Annotated in this window: 18 protein-coding genes; 12 read left to right on the top strand and 6 right to left on the bottom strand. The window is 65.4% G+C overall.

Annotated features, from left to right (window positions below; all coding sequences use genetic code 11):
- Positions 1-51: 51 nt before the first annotated feature.
- A complete protein-coding gene (locus tag AC56DV_RS12055; RefSeq protein WP_496314516.1) occupies positions 52-1,041 on the bottom strand; it encodes an alpha/beta fold hydrolase in 990 nt (329 codons plus the stop codon).
- An 85-nt stretch (positions 1,042-1,126) separates the two neighbouring features.
- Here AC56DV_RS12055 and AC56DV_RS12060 point away from each other — a divergent pair, with 85 nt between their 5' ends.
- From AC56DV_RS12060 to AC56DV_RS12070, 3 genes are read left to right on the top strand one after another with little or no spacing between them, the layout of a single operon-like run.
- Positions 1,127-1,522, top strand: a complete 396-nt coding sequence (locus AC56DV_RS12060; RefSeq protein WP_496314517.1) for an OsmC family protein — start codon at positions 1,127-1,129, stop codon at positions 1,520-1,522.
- 48 nt (positions 1,523-1,570) lie between these two features.
- Entirely contained in the window at positions 1,571-3,178 is a 1,608-nt protein-coding gene (locus AC56DV_RS12065) for a diguanylate cyclase domain-containing protein (RefSeq protein WP_496314518.1), read from the top strand.
- 38 nt (positions 3,179-3,216) lie between these two features.
- A complete protein-coding gene (locus tag AC56DV_RS12070) occupies positions 3,217-4,491 on the top strand; it encodes a DUF819 family protein (protein WP_496314519.1) in 1,275 nt (424 codons plus the stop codon).
- Between the two features lie 104 nt (positions 4,492-4,595).
- Here AC56DV_RS12070 and AC56DV_RS12075 read toward each other — a convergent pair whose 3' ends face one another.
- Genes AC56DV_RS12075 through AC56DV_RS12095 form a run of 5 tightly spaced genes read right to left on the bottom strand, consistent with a single transcriptional unit; the run spans position 4,596 to position 7,731 of the window.
- Entirely contained in the window at positions 4,596-5,384 is a 789-nt protein-coding gene (locus AC56DV_RS12075; RefSeq protein ID WP_496314520.1) for a DUF695 domain-containing protein, read from the bottom strand.
- Positions 5,365-6,246 (bottom strand): prolipoprotein diacylglyceryl transferase, encoded by an 882-nt coding sequence (locus tag AC56DV_RS12080; RefSeq protein WP_496314521.1) that lies wholly within the window; start codon positions 6,244-6,246, stop codon positions 5,365-5,367. The genes AC56DV_RS12075 and AC56DV_RS12080 overlap by 20 nt, the downstream gene beginning before the upstream one ends.
- A gap of 17 nt (positions 6,247-6,263) precedes the next feature.
- Positions 6,264-6,506, bottom strand: a complete 243-nt coding sequence (locus tag AC56DV_RS12085; protein WP_496314522.1) for a hypothetical protein — start codon at positions 6,504-6,506, stop codon at positions 6,264-6,266.
- Between the two features lie 38 nt (positions 6,507-6,544).
- Positions 6,545-7,282 (bottom strand): CPBP family glutamic-type intramembrane protease, encoded by a 738-nt coding sequence (locus AC56DV_RS12090; RefSeq protein ID WP_496314523.1) that lies wholly within the window; start codon positions 7,280-7,282, stop codon positions 6,545-6,547.
- Positions 7,267-7,731 carry a YbaK/EbsC family protein gene (locus AC56DV_RS12095; protein WP_496314524.1) on the bottom strand — a complete coding sequence of 155 codons (465 nt, stop codon included), beginning with the start codon at positions 7,729-7,731 and terminating at the stop codon, positions 7,267-7,269. Before AC56DV_RS12095 ends, AC56DV_RS12090 begins: the two co-directional genes overlap by 16 nt.
- Before the next feature lie 176 nt (positions 7,732-7,907).
- Here AC56DV_RS12095 and AC56DV_RS12100 point away from each other — a divergent pair, with 176 nt between their 5' ends.
- The 9 genes from AC56DV_RS12100 (at position 7,908) to AC56DV_RS12140 (ending at position 21,639) form a co-directional block, all read left to right on the top strand.
- Entirely contained in the window at positions 7,908-9,650 is a 1,743-nt protein-coding gene (locus AC56DV_RS12100; protein WP_496314525.1) for an IlvD/Edd family dehydratase, read from the top strand.
- A gap of 17 nt (positions 9,651-9,667) precedes the next feature.
- The gene (gene araD1 / locus AC56DV_RS12105) at positions 9,668-10,660 is read left to right on the top strand and encodes an AraD1 family protein (protein ID WP_496314526.1); all 993 of its coding nucleotides are present in this window, start codon (positions 9,668-9,670) and stop codon (positions 10,658-10,660) included.
- Positions 10,657-12,228, top strand: coding sequence for an aldehyde dehydrogenase (NADP(+)) (locus AC56DV_RS12110; RefSeq protein WP_496314527.1), 1,572 nt, complete (start codon positions 10,657-10,659; stop codon positions 12,226-12,228). Before araD1 ends, AC56DV_RS12110 begins: the two co-directional genes overlap by 4 nt.
- 73 nt (positions 12,229-12,301) lie before the next feature.
- A complete protein-coding gene (locus AC56DV_RS12115; RefSeq protein ID WP_496314528.1) occupies positions 12,302-13,069 on the top strand; it encodes an SDR family NAD(P)-dependent oxidoreductase in 768 nt (255 codons plus the stop codon).
- Between the two features lie 64 nt (positions 13,070-13,133).
- Entirely contained in the window at positions 13,134-15,095 is a 1,962-nt protein-coding gene (locus AC56DV_RS12120) for a glycoside hydrolase family 97 protein (protein ID WP_496314529.1), read from the top strand.
- 21 nt (positions 15,096-15,116) lie between these two features.
- On the top strand, positions 15,117-16,661 hold the full coding sequence (locus AC56DV_RS12125; RefSeq protein ID WP_496314530.1) for an alpha-N-arabinofuranosidase: 1,545 nt from the start codon (positions 15,117-15,119) through the stop codon (positions 16,659-16,661).
- 3 nt (positions 16,662-16,664) lie between these two features.
- Positions 16,665-18,233 (top strand): glycoside hydrolase family 43 protein, encoded by a 1,569-nt coding sequence (locus tag AC56DV_RS12130; RefSeq protein ID WP_496314531.1) that lies wholly within the window; start codon positions 16,665-16,667, stop codon positions 18,231-18,233.
- Between the two features lie 11 nt (positions 18,234-18,244).
- The gene (locus tag AC56DV_RS12135; protein ID WP_496314532.1) at positions 18,245-19,258 is read left to right on the top strand and encodes an arabinan endo-1,5-alpha-L-arabinosidase; all 1,014 of its coding nucleotides are present in this window, start codon (positions 18,245-18,247) and stop codon (positions 19,256-19,258) included.
- A 2-nt stretch (positions 19,259-19,260) separates the two neighbouring features.
- Positions 19,261-21,639 (top strand): beta-L-arabinofuranosidase domain-containing protein, encoded by a 2,379-nt coding sequence (locus tag AC56DV_RS12140; protein ID WP_496314533.1) that lies wholly within the window; start codon positions 19,261-19,263, stop codon positions 21,637-21,639.
- Positions 21,640-21,691: the final 52 nt, after the last annotated feature.

Here is a 21,691-nt window from a genome sequence, read left to right on the forward strand (position 1 = left end):
CCGTTTTTTGGAACTGACCCCGTTTTTTGCGTTTTTTGCGTGTGCTACTTGTTACTTCAGCTTGTCCAGCACCTCGTTAATGGCCTTCACCACCGCCTGCGGCTTGTCGGCCTGGATGATGTGGCCGGCGCCCGGCACCATGCGCTCGCTGCCGCGCTTCGACAGCGCCGCCACTTCCTTGTGCATCTTGCGGTTCTCGTTCTCGAACGCCTTGTTCAAGGCGCTTTGCGGCTTGCCGGGCACGGCGAACGGGCTCACGCCCCGCGTCAGCACCAGCACCGGCATGTCGCCGAAGCTGCGCCGCGCCGCGCGCAACTGGTCGCCGCCCTTGTCGAAGTTGAAGTCCTCCGACGTCGCCGCGCGCCATTGTTTGGCGGACGACATCACGCCCAGGTAAGCCTTCGCCAGCTCCGGCCCGAAGTGCGCCGGCACCTCGCCGATGCACTGCTTCAGTTCATCCGGCTTGAAGCCTTGCTCCGCTTGCGCCGCGCACGCCTTCTCCATCTCGTTCTGCTGCTCGTATATCTGTTTCAGTTTGCCTTGCGTTATCTTGTCCAGGCGCCTGGTCTCGTCCTCATGCTGCGGCTCCACCAGCACCAGGCCCTTCACTTCGGCCGGATAGCGGTACGCATACAGCTGCACGTTCGCGCCGCCATACGACGTCCCGACCATCACGTAAGGCGGCGCGATGCCAGCCTTGCCCAGCAGCGCATGCAGATCCTCCACCGCGTTGCCCGATATGCCTTCGCGCGGCGACGGGTCGCTGAACCCCAGCCCTGCGCGGTCGTACACGCAGGCGCGCGTGCGCCTGGCGATCTCAGGCTGCACGCCGACCCAGCTCCAGCCGGCATCGGTGGACGGTGAGTCGAACACCACGGTGAGCGGCCCGCTGCCGCTGCAATGCAGGTTCAGCTTGCGTCCGCCGATGTCGATCATCTGCTGTGGTTTGGAGAAGGCGAGTTGCTGCTCGGGCGAGGCGGCTGCGTTGGCGGGGCTGGCCGCGAATGCGGCGCAGAGCATGGCGAGATTTTTGACGGTCATGTCTTTCAAGGCATGTTGGTGAAAAACTAATTCTGGCACAGTATAATCGGGCAAGGTGGAATAACTTCACTAGGGAGGGCAGCACATGCTTATCAATGCTACGGTGGACAGTTCGCCGTCACAGCACATGGTCTCGGTGGAGACTGCAGGCAAGCGGCAGGCGCTGGCCATACCCGCCAAACCCTCCGGCCAGGGCTCTGCCGTGAACGGCGGCGAGTTCCTGATGCTGGCGCTGGCCACCTGCTACTGCAATGACCTGTACCGCGAGGCGCAGCGCCTGGGCATTGCGATCGACGGCGCGCAAGTGGAAGCCAGCGCCGAGTTCGCAGGCATAGGCCTGGCCGCCAGCGACATCCGCTACCGCGCCGCGATCCGCTCGTCCGCTCCGCCCGAAGACATCGCCCGCCTGCTGCGCGAAACCGACGCCGTGGCCGAAGTCCACAACACCATCCGCACCGGCGTGCCGGTCACGTTAATCTAACGGGCAAGTTTCATTGTAAAATTGCAAGAAACCAATTTTACCTTCGCTTTGAAAACCGTTCCCGCCGATCCCGCCGCGAAGATTTCGCCGCATGCACCCTCCATCCGCTCGCGGCTGGTATTGCTGGTGCTAGCCTGCATCGTTCCCGCCTCGCTGATGGCGGTGGGGCTGATTTACTACGACTACCAGCAGAGCCGCGAGGGTTTCGTCCATAGCGCGATGGCCACGGCGCGCGCCAACGCCATGGAGATCGACAAGGAACTGGCCGTGGTGGAGTCGGCGCTGATTGCTCTGGCCACCTCGCCCAGCTTCACCCCCGACAACCTGAAGGCCTTCGACGCGCAGGCGCGCAGGCTGGGGGCGCAGCAGAATATCTTCAACATCGTGCTGGAGGACGCGGGCGGCCAGCAGCTGATGAACACTTTCCTGACTTACGGCCAGCCGCTGCCGCGCGACCCGAACGACCCGATGCTCAAGAACATCATCGAACGGGACACGACGAGCATCTCCAGCCTGTTTATCGGTCCGGTCTCGAACCGCCATCTCGTGTCGGTCGGCATACCGGTGCGCGACAGCGCCGGGAAGCGCTACGCGCTGACCGCAACCATCGCGGCGGAGCGGTTTGCCGCAGTGCTGCACCAGCAAAGCTACCCGGCGCACTGGATTAGCAGCGTGCTCGACAGGAAGGGACTGATCGTCGCGCGCTCGCGGGACATGAAGCGTTTCATGGGCGCCAAGGCGGTTCCCGAGGTTTCGCAGCGCCTGCACAAGCAGGCCGAAGGGGCTTTCGAAACCGAGTCGCTGGATGGCGTGCCGATCCTTGCCGTGATGTCGCAAGCGAGCAAATCGGAATGGACGGTGGCGATAGGCATTCCGCTCGACAAGCTCAGTGCCGAGATGAACCGCAAGCTGTGGTCGCTGGTGCTGGCCACGGTGGTCCTGCTGGGCAGCAGCTTGCTGTTCGCCTGGCGGATCGGCAGCAGCATCCGCCGTTCGCTGCGCCAGCTGATTTCGCCCGCGCTGGCGCTGGGCGCCGGCGAGCGCGTGGAGCCGGCCAGCTATGGCCTGCGCGAAGCGGACGAGGTGGCGGCCGCGATGGTGAAAGCGTCCACCATGCTGCGCGAGGCCAAGCACCAGGCCACGCACGACGTCCTGACCGGCATCGCCAACCGCGCCATGTTCACCGATTTCCTCGAGCGGCAGCTTGCCATCGCCACCCGCAGCCAGGCGCAGTTATCGGTGCTCTACCTGGATCTGGACAACTTCAAGACCATCAACGACACCTACGGCCACGCGGTCGGCGACGAGCTGCTGATCAGCGCGACGGCGCGCCTGACCTCGCAGCTGAGAAAGGCCGACATGGCCGCGCGCCTGGGCGGCGACGAGTTCGCCGTCGTGCTGTGCGACGCGGGCGCGGCGGAGACGGCCAACGTGGCCGATAAGCTGGTCAGGCTGATGGCCGACCCCTACCGGCTGAATGGCCTGGAACTGCAGGCCGCGGCCAGCATCGGCGTTGCCGTGTTCCCCCAGTCCGGCGCGACGGTGGAGAGCCTGCTGGCGGTGGCGGACGAGGCCATGTATGCGGCCAAGGCGGCGCGCAGGAAGCTGCGCAGCGCCGGTCCGGCAGAGGCCCCGCAACGTGGCGACATAGGTTAGTATCCACAACCTATTCGACAACATTTCTCAGGAACCCCATGGCAGTTTCCAGCACACCCGAACCCGTCACCACCGCATTGATCACGTCGGACCCGGTCGTCCTGGGCATCCTGGTCGTCATTCTGGGGCTGGTCCTGGCCAGCGAGCGGTCGCCCCATCCTTTCTGGCGCCGCTTTTACTCGGTGGTGCCGGCGCTGCTGCTGTGCTATTTCATCCCCGGCCTGCTGAATACCTTCGGGATCATTAACGGCGAATCGTCGCGCCTGTACCCGATGGCCCGCGACTACCTGCTGCCGATGGCGCTGGTGCTGCTGACGCTGGCGTGCGACTTGGGCGCCATTATCCGGCTCGGCCCCAAGGCCATCATCCTGTTCCTCACCGGCACCACCGGCGTGATACTGGGCGCGCCGTTCGCGCTGGCCATCATGGGCTTTTTCGACCCGTCGCTGCTCAATCCAGAGGGCCCGAACGCCATCTGGCGCGGCATGACGACCACCGCCGGCTCCTGGATCGGCGGCGGCGCCAACCAGGCGGCCATGAAGGAAGTCTATGCCGTCGGCGCCGACGTGTTCGGCAAATTCGTGGCGGTGGACGTCATCTGCGCCAATATCTGGATGGCCTTCCTGCTGTTCCTGGCCGGCCGCAGCGCGCGCCTGGACGCCTGGCGCGGCGCCGACACGCGCGCGCTGGACGACTTGCGCGTGCGGGTGGAGCAGGTGCAGCTCGACAGCGCCCGCATCGCCGGTTCCTACGACTTGCAGCTGATCCTGGCGTACGGCCTCGGCGCCACCGGACTGGCGCACTGGATGACCGGCTACATCGTGCCGTTCATCAAGGAGAACGCACCGTACCTTGAGCGTTACAGCCTGACGGCGAACTTCTTCTGGGTGACGGTGCTGGCCACGACGTTCGGCCTGATCCTGTCGTTCACGCGCGCCAAGAAGCTGGAGGGGGCGGGCGCTTCCAAGATCGGCTCGGTGGCGATCTACATCCTGGTGGCCACCATCGGCATGCAGATGAACCTGGGCGCGATATTCTCGGATCCGGAGCTGTTCGCGCTGGGCCTGATCTGGATCAGTTTCCACGGCGCGCTGATGCTGGGCATGGCGTGGCTGATCAAGGCGCCGGTGTTTTACATGGCGGTGGGCAGCCAGGCCAATATCGGCGGCGCCGCCAGCGCACCGGTGGTCGCCAGCGCCTTCCACCCGGCGCTGGCGCCGGTGGGCGTGCTGCTGGCGGTGCTCGGCTACGCGCTGGGCACCTACGGCGGCTGGATCGCCGGCCAGCTGCTGCGCATGCTGACGGGCGCGTAATGCTTGATCAGCCGCGCTTCTGACAAGCAACGGCGGGACGTTAGCGCGCCCCGTAACCCTCATCGATTTCGTTGCGCAGCGGCCTGCCAGGCCTGTTCGCCTGCCTACCAGGGAAAATCTTCCCGATACCGCGAGAGGAATTTCCATTCCGGGTCCGGAGACGCTTCGATCGAGATGTCATGCTCGGGGTAGCGCTGCTTCAGTTCAAGCAGCCGGTTTTCGGCCGGCGCGGAGGAAATCGCAAATCCGTAGTAAGTCCGCTTCCCGGCAAAGGTCTCGATCAGCACCGCGATGCCTTCGTCGCGCTGCTCGAACAGGTCGATGGCGTCCTGGTCGAAGCTGGCCAGGGACTGGTTGTAGCTGGCCTCGGGCAGGCCGTCCTCGCGCACCTTGGCCAGCTTGTGTGTGAGGCGGACAAGTTGCGGGAAGCGGGCGCGGTTCTTGTCGGAATCCGCAGCGGGCCGCACGCGCAGGGCCAGCGGGAAGCCTTCATAGGTAAATCTGGCGCCCAGCCAGTTGCCGCTTGCGGAGGGAGTCCATGCGCCGGTCTGCGAGGGCGGCGGCTGCATCGCGCCCCATGAATCGCAAGCGCCGCCATACGGCGCCGCCAACTGCGAGACGGAGCTTTGCACGGACATCACTAGTTCGTATGTGAGCAAGCCATGCACCAGGAAAATCACGTAGCCGTTGCCATCTTCATCCGGCTCGTGAAGCTGGATGCGCGGGTGGCGCGCATGCAGAGCGCTCAGGAAGGCTTCCGGCGGCGGCCAGCTCTCGAAATCCACGATGAACTCGACATCCACTTCCTTGCTGAAGTCGAATCCGCTTTCCTGCATGCGGCGGAACACGTCGCCGTCCACGTCGTCTGGCCATTCAGCTGGAAGATACTTCATATCGATCCTTTGCGTGGTGAACTGCGGTGCGCGCCATGCCAGCCAGGCCGGCAAGAATCAGCAGGGCGGCGATCATCTCGGCCTGGGTGGCATGGATACCGCCGAAGTCGAGCACGGGGTTGATGCGGATTTGTTCGATCAGCAGGCGCTCGGCGCCCGCCAGCAGCATATACATGGAGAACAGCCAGCCCGGGGCGCGTGCTCGCTTGCGCAGCGCCCACAGCACCGCGAAGCAGGCGAAGGCCATCAGCGCTTCATACATCGGCGTGGGGTAGACGCCCGGCGCGGCGATCACGGCGCCGACCACGTTGTTGTCGTAGGTTTGCGCCCAGGTCCACAGCGGGAGCCAGTCCGGCTTCAGCGCCAGGTTTGCGGCGCTGCCCCAGTCGCCGTCGCCGGACACCTGGCAGCCGATGCGGCCGATGGCGTAGCCCAGCATCATGGCCGGCGCGGCCGCGTCCAGCGTGGGCAGCAGCGGCAGCCGGTGGCGCCGCACGAACAGCACGCCGGCCAGGGTGCCCAGTATCAGGCCGCCGAAGATGCTCAGGCCGGAAGTGGAGAAGATCATCGCCTGCGGCGCGGCGCGGAATTCGTCCAGGTTCTCGAGGATGTGGAACAGGCGGGCGCCGGCAATGCCGGCCGCCATGACGACCAGCGTGAGGTTGGGCACGATCTCGTGCGGCGCCAGGCCGGATGCGGTGGACAGCCGGCCCGCCGCGTGCAGCCGCTTGAGCTCCAGCGTCAGCGCATGGGAGCCGGCCAGCATGGCGGTGGCGACGAACAGGCCGAACATCGGCAGCGGCAAGGGCAGGGCGAGGCCGGTCAGCGCGTGGACCACGTCGCTCAGGTAGGGATAGGACATGGGGCTTGTTCCCTGAATCAGGCGTGGTACAAGTGGGCGGCCAGCAAGCCGGCCATGGACAGCACCAGCGCGATGGCCATGTAGGCGCTGTTCATCATGAACCTGCCCTCCCAGCTGCCTTCGCGCTTCAGGCGGGAATAGTAGGACCAGCCGCTGCCGGGTTCGTAGTTGTTCTTCCTGCGGTGCCGGTAGTCGATGATCTGGCAGGGGATGCCGACCGCGACGACGAAGATCACGAAGATGACTTTCAATATCAGCATCCGGTTCCTTTAGCCGATGGTTTCGTATTTCATGGCCGCTATCCTAGCAGCAGAACGGAGCACAGGCTGGCATTATAAGCCGCGTGCAGCAGCATGCTGTGCAGCAGGCCGTGGCGTATGCGCAGGTAACTGAACACCAGCCCGCAGAACAGCTGCGGCAGCAGCATCAGCGGCATCAGGAAGGCGGCCTGGGGCGAGTAATCGAAATTGCCGACGTGGATGATGGCGAAAGCGGCGGCATAGGTCCACACCACCAGCGGGTAGCGCCGCAGAAAGGCGCGCCCGCGCCGCATGACCAGGCCGGGGCGTGCCAGGCGGCGCCGGTACAGCCAGTCCAGCAGCGCGATCAGCACGAAGGCCGCCGTCACCGCCAGCGCGAGCGTGACGGTGCCGGCGCGCGCGATAACGAACAGCGCCGGGCCGATGAACAGGGTGTAGCGGGCGCTGCGCAGCCCGGCCCGGAACGCCAGTTCCTCCACCACCGGGGCGATGAACACCGCCATCAGCATGAACTTGGTGTCCGTGTTGAGCGTGTACTTGATGGAGGGGGCAAACTGCTCGAAGCCGAGTTCCAGCGGAATCTGCAGCATCGCCACGGCCAGGCACAGGCCCCACAGCAGCAGAAAGCGGCTCAGCCACTTCCTCTCGCCGGGCAGCGTGCGGCGCGGCCGGCGCACGAAATCGGCGAACATCCCGATCTCGTGCTTGATCTCGTTCCAGTTCCGCTGCGACTCGGTCGGCGGTTTGGACACGGCGCCGTTCACGCCTGTTGACACACATCCACCCATTGGCCGTCCGTCACGGCGGCGATCTGCTCGGGGCTGATGCGCACCGCGCTGTGCACGGCGCCGGCGGCCGGCAGCACCTCGTCGTACTTGCGCAGCGAGGAATCGAGGTAGACCGGCAGCGGCTCGGCGAGGCCGAAGGGGCACACGCCGCCCACCGGGTGGCCGGTCATGCGCACCACGTCGTCGGCGTCCATCATGCGGCCCTTGCCGAAGGCGTCCTTGAACTTGCGGTTGTCGATGCGGGCGTCGCCGCTGGCCACCAGCAGGATGGCGCGGCCGTCGCCCAGGCGGAACGACAGGGTCTTGGCGATGCGCCCCGGCTCCACCCCGTGCGCTTCGGCCGCCAGCGCCACCGTGGCGGTGCTCACCTCCAGCTCGATGATGGGAAGATCCAGCTGTTTGGCGGCGAAGAAGGCGCGGACGGATTGCAGGCTCATAGAGTGGGGAGGGCGGCTGAAAGTGGTGTAAGAGTTATATAGATTATAAGCGGAAGGCAACTTTTTGAATCGATATCAATTTTAGTATCGATATCGATTTTTAATTCATTGGATGGGCATCGATACCTTCTTTAATATTCCACCATTGCAGTGCGAAAAATTACAGGAGATTTTGCATGTCGGAGACGAAGAAAAAAGTGGAACTGCGCTCGGCGCAGTGGTTCGGTACGCAGGACAAGAACGGTTTCATGTACCGCAGCTGGATGAAGAACCAGGGCATCCCAGACCACGAATTCCAGGGCAAACCGATCATCGGCATTTGCAACACCTGGTCCGAACTCACCCCTTGCAACGCCCATTTCCGCAAGCTGGCCGAACACGTCAAGCGTGGCATCCTCGAGGCGGGCGGCTTCCCGGTTGAATTTCCGGTGTTCTCGAACGGCGAATCGAACCTGCGCCCAACCGCCATGCTGACCCGTAACCTGGCGTCGATGGACGTGGAAGAATCCATCCGCGGCAATCCGATGGACGCCGTGGTGCTGCTGGTGGGCTGCGACAAGACCACCCCGGCCCTGCTGATGGGCGCCGCGTCGGTGGACGTGCCGACCATCGTGGTATCCGGCGGTCCCATGCTGAACGGTAAGCTGGACGGCAAGAGCATCGGTTCCGGCACCGCCGTATGGCAGCTGCACGAGCAGGTGAAAGCCGGCGAAATCTCGATGCACAAATTCCTGGCCGCCGAAGCGGGCCACTCGCGTTCGGCCGGCACCTGCAACACCATGGGCACCGCGTCGACCATGGCCTGCATGGCCGAAGCGCTGGGCACCACCTTGCCGCACAATGCAGCCATCCCCGCGGTGGACGCGCGCCGCTACGTGCTGGCCCATATGTCCGGCATGCGCATCGTCGACATGGTGTGGGAAGACCTGCGCCTGTCCAAGATCCTGACCAAGGAAGCGTTCGAGAACGCCATCCGCGTCAATGCCGCCATCGGCGGTTCCACCAACGCCGTGATCCACCTGAAAGCCATCGCCGGCCGCATCGGCGTGGACCTGGAACTGGAAGACTGGACCCGCATCGGCCGTGGCCAGCCTACCGTGGTGGACCTGCTGCCGTCCGGCCGCTTCCTGATGGAAGAGTTCTACTACGCCGGCGGCCTGCCGGGCGTGATCCGCCGCATGGGCGAGGGCGGCATGCTGCCGCACAAGGACGCGCTGACCGCCAACGGCAAGACACTGTGGGAAAACAATAACGACGCGCCGATCTACGACGACGAAGTGATCCGTCCGCTGGACAAGCCGCTGCTGAAGGATGGCGGCATCTGCATCCTGCGCGGCAACCTGGCGCCGCGCGGCGCGGTGCTCAAGCCGTCCGCCGCCACGCCTGCACTGATGCAGCATCGCGGCAAGGCGGTGGTGTTCGAGAACTTCGAGCACTATAAGGAGCGCATCATGGACCCGGATCTCGAATGCGACGCGAACTCGGTGCTGGTGATGAAGAACTGCGGCCCGAAAGGCTACCCCGGCATGGCGGAAGTGGGCAATATGGGCCTGCCGCCGAAACTGCTGGCGGCCGGCGTGAAGGACATGGTGCGCATCTCGGACGCCCGCATGAGCGGCACCGCCTACGGCACCGTGGTGCTGCACGTGGCGCCGGAAGCGATGGCAGGCGGTCCGCTGGGCATCGTGCGCGACGGCGACTATATTACGCTGGACTGCGCAGGCGGCCTGCTGAACCTGGAGATTTCGGACGAGGAGATGGCCCAGCGCCAGGCCGCGCGCGCCGAGCAGAAGGTGGAGGGCGCCAAGTCCGGCTACCAGCAGCTGTACATCGACCACGTGCTGCAGGCCGATGAAGGCTGCGACTTCGATTTCCTGGTCGGCAGCCGCGGTTCGGCCGTGCCCAAGCATTCGCACTAAATAATCCGGAGATACTCATGCTGCTCGTACAATTTAAAAAAGAAAACGGTGAACGCCGCGTTGGCCTGCTGGAGCAGTCCACCATCCGCGAACTGGAAAGCTTCACCACCACTTACGCCCTGGCGCAAGCCGCCATCGCCCAGAAGAAAAGCCTGGCCGCGCTGGCACAAGCCGACGCCGGCCCGCAAACCCACAACTACGCCGACGTGGCCGCAGCCGGCCGCCTGCTGACGCCACTGGACCATGAGGACGCAGCCCACGCCTACGTCACCGGCACCGGCCTGACCCACCTGGGCAGCGCCGACACCCGCGACTCCATGCACAAGAAAATCGGCGGCGACGTCGAAGCCCTGAGCGACTCCATGAAGATGTTCCGCATGGGCGTGGAAGGCGGCAAGCCCGCCGCCGGCACCGCCGGCGTGCAGCCCGAGTGGTTCTACAAGGGCGACGGCTCCATCGTGGCCGCCACCGGCCAGTCCCTGGTCATGCCCGACTTCGCGCTGGACGGCGGAGAAGAGCCCGAAATCGCCGGCCTGTACATCATCGGCGACGACGGCCAGCCATACCGCCTGGGCTACGCCATCGGCAACGAATTCTCGGACCATGTGACCGAGCGCCAGAACTACCTCTACCTGGCCCACTCCAAGCTGCGCGCCTGCGGCCTGGGTCCGGCGCTGCTGGTGGGCGAATTGCCGCCAAGCGTCACCGGCACCTCGCGCATCCTGGACAAGGAAGGCAAGGTCCGCTGGGAGAAAGCCTTCTTCAGCGGCGAAGAGAACATGTCCCACACCATCGCCAACCTGGAGTACCACCACTTCAAATACGGCCTGTTCAAGCGCGCCGGCGATGTCCACATCCACTTCTTCGGCACCGCCACCCTGAGCGTTGCGGACAACATCAGCGTGCAGCCGGGCGAAACCTTCGAGATCGAAGCGCCTGCCTTCGGCCCAGCGCTGCGCAACCGCCTGGAAGTTGCCGAAACCAGCTACACGAAAGTCAACGCCTTATGATCATTACTGGTGAAGCACTCATCGGCGGCGTAGCCGTCAAAGGCAACGGCGGCTCCTTCAAAGCCATGAACCCGGCCGACGCCGCCGCCATGGAACCGGACTTCCACATGGTGGACGCGGCCCAGATCGACCAGGCCTGCAGCCTTGCCGGCGCCGCCTTCGACACCTTCCGCGCCACCAGCGACGCGGACCGCGCCAGCTTCCTCGAAGCCATCGGCGCGCAGATCATGGCGCTGGGCGACACGCTGATTGAACGCGCCATGGCCGAAAGCGGCCTGCCGCGCGCCCGCCTGGAAGGCGAGCGTGGCCGCACCGTCAACCAGCTCAAGCTGTTCGCCGACCTGCTGCGCGAAGGCTCGTGGCGCGACGCCCGCATCGACACCGCGCTGCCGGAACGCACCCCGCCGCGCCCGGACCTGCGCATGCGTTTGATCCCGGTCGGCCCGGTGGCCGTTTTCGCCGCCAGCAATTTCCCGCTCGCGTTTTCCGTGGCCGGCGGCGACACCGCCTCCGCGCTGGCCGCAGGCTGCCCGGTGGTGCTGAAAGCCCACTCGGCGCACCCCGGCACCTCCGAACTGGTGGCGCGCGCCGTGGTCAAGGCGGTTGAACAGTGCGGCCTGCCGGCCGGCGTGTTCGCGCTGCTGACCGGCACCGGCAACGGCATCGGCCAGACGCTGGTGGCGCACCCCGCCATCCAGGCGGTCGGCTTCACCGGCTCGCGTTCGGGCGGCACCGCGCTGATGGCGGTTGCAGCCGCGCGTCCGCAGCCGATTCCGGTGTATGCGGAAATGAGCAGCATCAATCCGGTCTACCTGCTGCCGCAGGCGCTGGCCACGCGCGGCGACAGCATTGCCCAGGGCTTCGCCGCCTCGCTGGTGATGGGCGTGGGCCAGTTCTGCACCAATCCCGGCCTGGTGCTGGGCATCGACGGCCCGGACCTGGACCGCTTTGCGCAAGCCGCCACCTTGGCGCTGCAGCCTACCGCGCCGGCCACCATGCTCACCGCCGGCATCGCCGGCAGCTACCAGCGCGGCGTGGCGAACCTTGCCAGCCAGGGCTGCGTCACCACGCTGGCCAAGGGCGAGCAGCTGGAAGGCAAGGGCGCTCCGGCGTTCTTCAAGACCAGCGCCGCATCCTTCCTCGGCGAGCACGCGCTGCACGAAGAAGTATTCGGCCCGGCCTCGCTGCTGGTGGCCTGTAAGGACGTGGCCGAGATGCGCGCCATCACCGAGAAGCTGGAAGGCCAGCTGACCGCCACGCTGCAGCTGGACGAAGGCGACTACGCCGACGCGCAAGCGCTGCTGCCGGTACTGGAGCGCAAAGTGGGCCGCATCCTGGCCAACGGCTTCCCGACCGGCGTGGAAGTGTCCACCGCCATGGTGCACGGCGGCCCGTTCCCGGCCACGGCCGACGGCCGCAGCACCTCGGTAGGCACCGGCGCGATCAACCGCTTCCTGCGTCCGGTGTGCTACCAGAACCTGGCGCAGGCCCTGCTGCCGGTGGAACTGCGCGAAGAAAACCCGCTGGCCATCTGGCGCCGCCGCGACGGCGCGCTGGGCAAGGCGTAGGCGGAACATGGCGGGTTACGCGCAATGCGCTAACCCGCCGGCGGCACGAACAACATAATAAGCTGGAGACAACATGACAGAACTTGCCAAATTCGGCAGCCTGCGCGGCAAGCGCGTATTCATTACCGGCGGCGGCACGGGCATCGGCGAAGCGCTGGTGACGGCCTTCGCCGAGCAGGGCGCACTGGTCGGCTTCGTCGACATCGCCAGGGACGCCAGCGAAGCGCTGGTCGAACGCATCGCCGCCTCGGGCCACCCGGCGCCCGAATTCCGCCACTGCGACATCACCGACATCCCCGCGCTGCAGGCGACCATCGCCGCCCTGGCCGACAAGCTGGGCGACTTCGACGTGCTGGTCAACAACGCCGCCAACGACCAGCGCCACGACGCCGAAAACGTCACGCTGGACTACTGGAACGAGCGCATCGCCATCAACCAGCGCCCCATGTTCTTCACCGCCCAGTCGGTACTGGCCGGCATGAAGCGCAAGGGCGGCGGCTCCATCATCAACGTCAGCTCCATCTCGTGGCATGCCAAGGGCGCCGGCTATCCGGTCTACGCCACCACCAAGGCGGCCGTCATCGGCCTGACCCGCAGCCTGGCGCGCGACCTCGGCCCGCACGGCATCCGAGTCAACACCGTCACTCCCGGCTGGGTCATGACCCAGCGCCAGATCGACCTGTGGGTGGACGACGCAGCCGAAGCCGAAATCCAGCGCATGCAATGCCTGCCCGCCAAGCTCATGCCCGGCCATATCGCCTCCATGATCCTGTTCCTGGCTGCGGACGACAGCGCCATGTGCACCTCGCAGGAATTCATCGTCGACGCCGGCTGGGTCTAAGCAGCCCGCGCAGTTTGTGCAGTTCACATTGAGGGCGCCCGTCTGGCGACGGGCGCAGCTAAACATGAAGAATTCGCAATTGAGTTATGGCGCGGCGCTATTCAGCGCCGCAGTTGTTGCTGCCGCTGCCGCTCCGGCAGCCAACGCCGCCCTGAAAAGCCCCGACGGCCACCTGGCCGTCAGCGTGCGCGTGCAGCAAAGCGGCGTAACGTACGCCATTTCGCGCGACGGCAAGCCGGTGCTGCTGCCGTCCGCGCTGGGCCTGAAGCTGGAGGGCGCGGACTTTACGCAGGACCTGGTACTGGCCGGCCTGACCGCCGCCAAGCCGGTCTCGGACAAGTACCAGATGGCGGTCGGCAAGCGCCGCAGCATCTCTTACACCGCCAATGAGCAGGTCTACACGCTGCGCAACGCGCAGAAGCAGACCATGGAAGTGGCCTTCCGCGTGTCCAACGACGGCGTCGCCTTCCGCTACGTGGTTTCCGACCCGTCGCTGGCGGTGAAGAAGTTCATCAGCGAGAGCACCAGTTTCGCGTTTGCCAAGTCTGCGCAGGGCTGGCTGCAGCCCATGTCCCTGGCGCAGACGGGCTGGAAGAACACCAATCCTTCGTACGAAGAGCATTACCAGATGGGCATCGCCGTCGGCACGCCGTCGCCGTCCAAGGCGGGCTGGGTGTTCCCGGCGCTGTTCAGGACCGGCGACGGCAAGGCAGGCGATACCTGGGTGGCGCTGACCGAAGCCAACATGGACGGCAGCTTCCACGCTTCGCGCCTGCAGGCGGAATCGCCGAACGGCGTGTACCGCATCGGCGGCCCGGCCGAGCCGGAAGTGTTCACCGGCGGCGCGCTGCTGGCCGAAGCCAACGGCACGCTGGCCACGCCGTGGCGCGTGCTGGCGGTGGGCACGCTGCCCACGCTGGTCAACTCCACGCTGGGCACCGACCTGGCCGCGCCCGCCGCGCCGCGCGCTTCGACCGCGCCGGCGCTGCCGCAGCCCGGCCATGCTTCGTGGAGCTGGGCGCTGCTGAAGGACGACCACACTGTCTACGACGTGCAGAAGAAGTTCATCGACTACGCGGCCGACATGCGCTGGGACTACACGCTGATTGACGCCGACTGGGACCGCAAGATCGGCTACGAGAAGGTGCAGGAGCTGGCCGCCTATGCCGCCAGCAAAAACGTGGGCGTGCTGGTGTGGTACAACTCGTCCGGCGCCTGGAACGAGACCGAGTATTCGCCCAAGAGCAAGCTGCTCACGCGCGAGGCGCGCCGCGCCGAATTCGCGCGCCTGCAAGCCATGGGCGTGAAAGGCGTGAAGGTGGACTTCTTCGCCGGCGACGGCAAGTCCATGATCGCTTATTACATCGATATCCTGAAGGACGCGGCGGACTACGGCCTGCTGGTGAACTTCCACGGTTCGACCTTGCCGCGCGGCTGGTCGCGCACCTATCCCAACCTGATGACGGCCGAAGCCATCAAGGGCCTGGAGTTCACCACCTTCGAGCAGCGCGACCAGGACGCGGTGGCGCCGCACATGTCCATGCTGCCGTTCACGCGCAACCTGTTCGACCCGATGGACTTCACGCCCATGGTGTTCGCCGATATCCCCAACATCAAGCGCGCCACCCGCAACGGCTTCGAGCTGGCCGAATCGGTGCTGCTGCTGTCGGGCATCCAGCACTTTGCGGAAGTCCCGGAAGGCATGGCCACCGTGCCGTCTTACGTGAAGGCCTTCCTGCAGGATCTGCCGCGCAGCTGGGACGATTCGAAGTTCGTGGCCGGTTTTCCGGGCAAGTTCGTCGTCATCGCGCGCAGAGCGGGCAACGCATGGTATGTGGCGGGCATCAATTCGGAGGCGAACGACAAGACGCTGGAACTGGACCTGTCCTTCATCGGCAAGCGCAATGGCACGCTGATGACGGACGGCGCGGGAGAGCGCGAATTTACCCAGTCCGCCATCACGGCGGGCAAGGGCAGCAAAGTTACGATCAAGCCGCGTGGCGGCTTCGTCGCAGTGTTTAAATAAAATCAAAACCTAGGAGACGGAATGAACATCATCAAAAAAACCATCCTCGCCATGAGCCTGGCGAGCGGCGCTGCCTTCGCCGCCGGCGAAGTGAGCATCACCATCGACGCGGCCAAGCCCGGCCCGGTCATCAACAAGAACGTGTATGGCCAGTTCGCCGAACACCTGGGCACCGGCATCTACGAAGGCATGTGGGTCGGCCCGAATTCCAAGCAGCCGAACACCAAGGGCTGGCGCAACGACGTGCTGGGCGCGCTGAAGGAACTGAAAGTGCCGCTGGTGCGCTGGCCGGGCGGCTGTTTTGCCGATGAATACCACTGGCGCGAGGGCATCGGCCCGCGCAGCAAGCGTCCGGTCAAGGTCAACACCATGTGGGGCGGCGTCGAGGAAAACAACGCGGTCGGCACGCACGAGTTCTTCGACCTGGCCGAACTGCTGGGCGCGGAGACCTATGTGAACGGCAACCTGGGCACCGGCAGCAACCAGGAGATGGCGGAATGGCTGGAGTACATGACGTCGCCGTCCAAGTCCACGCTGGCGGAGCTGCGCCGCAAGAACGGCCGCGACAAGCCGTTCAAGGTGGACTATTTCGCGGTCGGTAACGAAGCCTGGGGCTGCGGCGGCCAGATGACGCCCGAGCACTACACCAATCTGTACAAGACCGCCGCGGAATTCCTGAAGGCGCCGCACGGCCATATGCCGAAGTTCATCGCCAGCGGCGGCAACGACAACGACACCAAGTGGACCGAGGTGCTGTCGGCCAACGTGAAGCACAAGATGGATGCGATCAGCTTCCACTACTACACCATCCCGACCGGGAAGTGGGAAGTGAAGGGCGCGGCCACCGGCTTCGGCGAAGACCAGTGGATCTCGACCATGAAGAACACACTGCGCATGGATGAGCTGATCAAGAACAACGTCAAGGTCCTGGACAAGAACGATCCGTCCAAGAAGGTTGGCTTCTATGTCGACGAATGGGGCACCTGGTACGACGTGGAGAAGGGCACCAACACCGGCTTCCTGTACCAGCAGAACTCCCTGCGCGACGCGGTGGTGGCGGCGCTGAACTTCAACATCTTCCACAACTACGCGGAACGCGTGAAGATGACCAACATCGCGCAGATGGTCAACGTGCTGCAGGCCATGATCCTGACCGACAAGGACAAGATGCTGCTGACGCCGACCTATCACGCTTACCGCATGTACGTGCCGTTCCAGGATGCGACCTCGCTGCCGCTGTCCATGTCCGGCAACGGCCAGTACAGCGTTGGCGACGTCAGCGTGCCGCAGGTGAGCGCGTCCGCCGCGCGCGGCAAGGACGGCAAGGTCTACCTGGCGCTGGTGAACACCAATCCTAAGGAGGCCGCGGAAGTGTCGGTGAACGTGGCGGGTTCGAACGCAGGCGTGGCGCGCGGCCAGCTGCTGACCGCAGACGCGATGGATGCGCACAATACCTTCGCCAAGCCGCAAGCGGTGAAGCCGGTGCCGTTCGAAGCGAAGGCTGCCGGCGGCAAGCTGCAGGTCAAGCTGCCGGCCAAGGCGGTTGTCGTCGTCGCAGTAGAGTAAGCAGTGCGCGCCACGACTGTAAGCCAGGCCATGGCGCTGGCAGGGCTGGTTACGCTCGCGGCGTGCGGCGGCGGCGGTGGCGGCAGCGCGGTCACCGCGCCGTCCGTCACCGCGCCGGTGACGCCGCCGGTGGTGACGCCGCCTGTCGTTACTCCACCCGTGACGCCGCCGGTGTCGCAGGCTCCCGTCACCTTCGCCAACGCGTCGGTGCATGACCCTGCGGTGATCAACGCGGGCGGCACGTTCTACGTGTTCGGCTCGCACCTGGCCGCCGCCAAGTCCACGGACCTGATGAACTGGACCAAGGTGGCCGACGGCGCCAACGCGGCCAATCCGCTGTTCGCGGACGTGACCAGGGTGCTGGCCGCCACCTTCGCCTGGGCGCAGACCACGACGCTGTGGGCGCCGGACGTGGTGCAGCTTGCCGACGGCAAGTTCTATATGTACTACAACGCCTGCAAGGGCGACTCGCCGCGTTCCGCGCTGGGCGTGGCGGTGGCCGACAGGATCGAAGGCCCGTACGTGGACAAGGGCATCATCCTGAAGTCCGGCATGTGGGGCGAGATCAGCGAAGACGGCAAGAACGTCTACGATGCCACCAGGCACCCGAACACGGTGGACCCGAACGTATTCCGCGACAAGGACGGCGGCCTGTGGATGATCTACGGCTCCTACTCGGGCGGCATCTTCATCCTGGCGCTGGACGGCGCCACCGGCATGCCCAAGCCGGGGCAGGGCTACGGCAAGCACCTGCTGGGCGGGAACCACGCGCGCATCGAAGGCGCCAACGTGCTGTACCACCCGCAGACGGGCTACTACTACATGTTCACGTCCTTCGGCGGACTGGATGCGAACGGCGCCTACAACATGCGCGTGGCGCGCTCGCGCAACCCCGACGGCCCGTATGTGGACGCCAAGGGTACGGACATGGCCACCGTCAAGTCCAACCCCGCGCTGCCGCTGTTCGACGACGCCAGCATTGCGCCGCACGGCCAGAAGCTGATGGGCAACCACCGCTTCGAGCTGGCGGCGGGCGAAACCGGCACGCCGCTGGGCTACATATCGGCGGGCCACAACTCGGTCTATTACGACGCGGCCACCAAGCAGAGCTTCATTGTCTTCCATACCCGCTTCCCGGGGCTGGGCGAGCAGCACGAGCTGCGCGTGCACGAGATGTTCGTCAACGAGGACGGCTGGCCGGTGGTGGCGCCGTTCCGCTACGCGCCGCTGAGCAAGGCCACGCCTGCGCAGGCGGCCTCCGTCAGCGCGGCCGAGGCGGCGGGCAGCTACAAGATGATCAACCACGGCAAGGATATTTCCTCGACGCTGAAACTGTCGCAGAATATCAAGCTGAATGCGGACGGCACGCTGAGCGGCGCCGTTACCGGCAAGTGGGCGCACAAGGGATCGAATACTATGTCGATCACGCTGGACGCGGCTGGAGCAGCCGGCGGCGCATACAGCGGCGTGCTGTCGCGCCAATGGAATACCAACGCGGGCGCCTACGTGGTGACGTTCACGGCACAATCGGCCGATGGCGTATCGCTGTGGGGCGCGAGGACTGGAAATTGATGGGAATGACGATGAAATTTGCAATATCAGCCGCCCTGGCGGCGTTTGCGCTGAGTTCGAGCCCGTCGGCTCACGCTGCGCAGGTGGGCGTGCACGACCCGGTGATGGCGAAGGAGGGTAACACCTACTACGTCTTCAGCACCGGCCCGGGCATCACCTTCTACAGTTCCACCAACATGAAGGACTGGAAGCCGGAAGGCCGTGTGTTCGCCGGCCAGCCCACCTGGGCGAAGCAGGCCGCGCCCAGCTTCGACGGCCATATCTGGGCGCCGGACGTGCAGCACTACAAGGGCAAGTACTACCTGTACTACTCGGTGTCCGGCTTCGGCAAGATCGCGTCCGGCATCGGCGTCACCGTCAACAAGACGCTGAACCCGCGCTCGCCCGACTACAAGTGGGAAGACCAGGGCATGGTGCTGCAGTCGGTTCCCGGCCGCGACAACTGGAACGCCATCGACCCGAACGTGATCGAAGACGCCAAGGGCGCCGGCTGGATGTCCTTCGGCTCGTTCTGGGGCGGACTGAAGCTGGTGAAGCTGAACGACGACCGCACCAGGCTCGCCGAACCGCAGGAATGGCGCACCATCGCGCGCCGCGACCGTCCCGCCTTCACGGCCGACGACAGCGGCGGTCCGGCGGAGATCGAAGCGCCCTACATCTACAAGAAGAACGGCTACTACTACCTGTTTGCCTCGTGGGGCCTGTGCTGCCAGAAGGAGAAGAGCACTTACCACGTGGTGGTGGGCCGCGCGCGCGAAGTGACCGGGCCGTACCTGGACAAGGCCGGCAAGGACATGGCGGCCGGCGGCGGCTCGCTGCTCATCGCCGGCGACAAGGACTGGAAGGGCGTCGGCCACAACAGCGCCTACAACTTCGACGGCAAGGACTACTTCGTCGCGCACGCCTACGAAACCGCCGACAAGTACCAGCAAAAGCTGAAGATCCTCGAAATGAAGTGGGACAAGGACGGCTGGCCGGTGCTAGATCAGCAAGACCTCAACCGCTACCAAAGCAAGCAGCTGTGACCATGCGCCCGTCCCGCCTCGCACTCTCGCTGCAACTGGCCTTCGCGGCCGCTGCAGCCATTGGGGCCACTGCGGCCCCCACCGCCTTCGCCGCCGACCTGTTCCCCCTGTCCGACGTGCGCCTGTCGCCCAGCCCCTTCCTGGACGCCCAGAACACCGACCTGAAATACATCCTCGAACTGGAGCCGGACAAGCTGCTCGCTCCCTTCCTGCGCGAGGCGGGCCTGCCGCAGAAGAACGCCAGCTACGGCAACTGGGAATCCACCGGCCTTGACGGCCACCTGGGCGGGCACTACCTGTCCGCGCTGGCCCTGATGTACGCCTCCACCGGCGACGCCGAAGTGCTGAAGCGCCTGAACTACTTCGTGGCGGAGCTGAAGCGCTGCCAGGAGAGCAACGCCAACGGCTACATCGGCGGCATCCCGGGCGGCAAGGACGTGTGGAACGCCATCGCGCAGGGCAAGCTGCAGGCCGATAACTTCTCCGTCAACGGCAAATGGGTCCCATGGTACAACCTGCACAAGGTGTACGCCGGCCTGTACGACGCCTGGCGCCTGGCCGGCAATGCCGAAGCGAAGGCCATGCTGGTGTCCCTGTCCGACTGGGCGCTGGAGCTGAGCACCCACCTCACGCCCGAGCAGATGCAGCTGATGCTGCGCAGCGAGCATGGCGGCATGAACGAAGTCTTCGCCCAGGTGGCGGAGATGACGGGCGATAAAAAATACCTGGACCTGGCCATCAAGTTCTCGCACCAGGCCATCCTCAAACCGCTGGAAGAGGGCCGCGACCAGCTCACCGGCCTGCACGCCAACACGCAGATCCCGAAAGTAATCGGCTTCAAGCGCATCGGCGACATGACCGGCGACCCGAAATGGCAGCAGGCCGCGCAGTTCTTCTGGCAGACCGTGCATGACCACCGCACCGTGGCCATCGGCGGCAACAGCGTCAAGGAGCACTTCCACGACGACAAGGACTACAGCTCCATGGTCCACGAGACCGAAGGCCCGGAGACCTGCAACACCTACAATATGCTCAAGCTCACCGAGCTGCTGTTCCAGGGCGACCAGAAGGGCAGCTACGGCGACTACTACGAGCGCGCGCTGTACAACCACATCCTGTCCTCGCAGCGGCCGGACACCGGCGGCTTCGTCTACTTCACGCCGATGCGTCCCAACCACTACCGCGTGTACTCGCAGGTGGACAAGGGTATGTGGTGCTGCGTGGGTTCCGGCATCGAGAGCCACGCCAAGTACGGCGAATTCATTTACGCGCACGAGGGCGACGCGCTGTTCGTCAACCTGTTCATCCCGTCCACGCTGAACTGGAAGGCCAAGGGCATCCAGCTGCGCCAGGAAACCCGCTTCCCGGACCAGGACCGCACCAGCATCACGCTGGAGTCGGACGGCCGGTTCACGATGAAAGTGCGCTATCCCGGCTGGGTGGCCCCCGGCGCGCTGAAGATCCGCGTCAACGGCAAGGCCGTCAAGGTGGACGCCAGGCCGGGCGACTACGCTTCCATCGCGCGCACTTGGAAGAAGGGCGACAAGGTCGAGATCCAGCTGCCGATGAAGACCCGCCTGGAACAGATGCCGGACAAGTCCAACTACTACGCGGTGCTGCACGGCCCCATCGTGCTGGCCGCCAAGACCCAGCCTTTCGCCAACGAAAAGCTGAACTACTTCGCGGACGACTCGCGCATGGGCCACATCGCCCAGGGGCCGGTATGCCCGCTGGAGGCCGCGCCGCTGTTCGTCAGCGACAGCAAGGCCTTCCTGGACAAGTTCAAGCCCGTGCCGGGCCAGCCGCTCACCTTCCGCGCACCGGGGCTGGTGCAAGGGCAGGGCGCCGAGAACATCCGCTTCATCCCGTTCTTCCGCCTGCACGACTCGCGCTACATGATGTACTGGCAGCAGACCACGCCCGCCAACCTGGCCGTGATGCGTGCCGCGAACGCGCGCGCCGAGTCCGAGCGCCTGGCGCTGGACGCCATCACCGTGGACCAGGTGGCGCCCGGCGAGCAGCAGCCCGAGTCCGACCACTTCTTCAAGGGCGAGGGCGCGGACGCCGGCATCAACAAGGGCCGCCACTGGCGCCGTGCGAAGGGCTGGTTCAGCTACGACCTGAGCGACAAGGAAGGCCAGGCCAGGACACTGCGCCTGACCTTCGCCAAGGCCGACGCCGGCCGCAAGTTCGATATCGTGGTCAACGGCGAAGTGCTGCACACAGTTACGCTGGCGGCCGACGCGGCCGACGAGATCTACACGCGCGACTTCGCCATTCCCGCCGGCCAGCCCGGCCAGGGCCGCAAGCTGACCGTGAAATTCGTGGCCCATCCCGGCTCAATGGCGGGCGGCCTGTACGGTCTGCGCCTGCTGCGCTAACATAAGGCGGCCTGACCACCTTTGTTATCGATACCGGGTTGGGTCTATTGAT

This window comes from Massilia sp. BGA-UO-ETr-WB1, assembly GCF_059567845.1.

Bases quoted from the DNA above. Each gene is read 5' to 3' on its own strand.
- AC56DV_RS12055 (WP_496314516.1), bottom strand. From the start codon at position 1,041: ATGACCGTCAAAAATCTCGCCATGCTCTGCGCCGCATTCGCGGCCAGC.
- AC56DV_RS12060 (WP_496314517.1), top strand. From the start codon at position 1,127: ATGCTTATCAATGCTACGGTGGACAGTTCGCCGTCACAGCACATGGTC.
- AC56DV_RS12070 (WP_496314519.1), top strand. From the start codon at position 3,217: ATGGCAGTTTCCAGCACACCCGAACCCGTCACCACCGCATTGATCACG.
- AC56DV_RS12075 (WP_496314520.1), bottom strand. From the start codon at position 5,384: ATGAAGTATCTTCCAGCTGAATGGCCAGACGACGTGGACGGCGACGTG.
- AC56DV_RS12080 (WP_496314521.1), bottom strand. From the start codon at position 6,246: ATGTCCTATCCCTACCTGAGCGACGTGGTCCACGCGCTGACCGGCCTC.
- AC56DV_RS12085 (WP_496314522.1), bottom strand. From the start codon at position 6,506: ATGCTGATATTGAAAGTCATCTTCGTGATCTTCGTCGTCGCGGTCGGC.
- AC56DV_RS12095 (WP_496314524.1), bottom strand. From the start codon at position 7,731: ATGAGCCTGCAATCCGTCCGCGCCTTCTTCGCCGCCAAACAGCTGGAT.
- AC56DV_RS12100 (WP_496314525.1), top strand. From the start codon at position 7,908: ATGTCGGAGACGAAGAAAAAAGTGGAACTGCGCTCGGCGCAGTGGTTC.
- araD1 (WP_496314526.1), top strand. From the start codon at position 9,668: ATGCTGCTCGTACAATTTAAAAAAGAAAACGGTGAACGCCGCGTTGGC.
- AC56DV_RS12110 (WP_496314527.1), top strand. From the start codon at position 10,657: ATGATCATTACTGGTGAAGCACTCATCGGCGGCGTAGCCGTCAAAGGC.
- AC56DV_RS12115 (WP_496314528.1), top strand. From the start codon at position 12,302: ATGACAGAACTTGCCAAATTCGGCAGCCTGCGCGGCAAGCGCGTATTC.
- AC56DV_RS12120 (WP_496314529.1), top strand. From the start codon at position 13,134: ATGAAGAATTCGCAATTGAGTTATGGCGCGGCGCTATTCAGCGCCGCA.
- AC56DV_RS12125 (WP_496314530.1), top strand. From the start codon at position 15,117: ATGAACATCATCAAAAAAACCATCCTCGCCATGAGCCTGGCGAGCGGC.
- AC56DV_RS12135 (WP_496314532.1), top strand. From the start codon at position 18,245: ATGAAATTTGCAATATCAGCCGCCCTGGCGGCGTTTGCGCTGAGTTCG.
- AC56DV_RS12140 (WP_496314533.1), top strand. From the start codon at position 19,261: ATGCGCCCGTCCCGCCTCGCACTCTCGCTGCAACTGGCCTTCGCGGCC.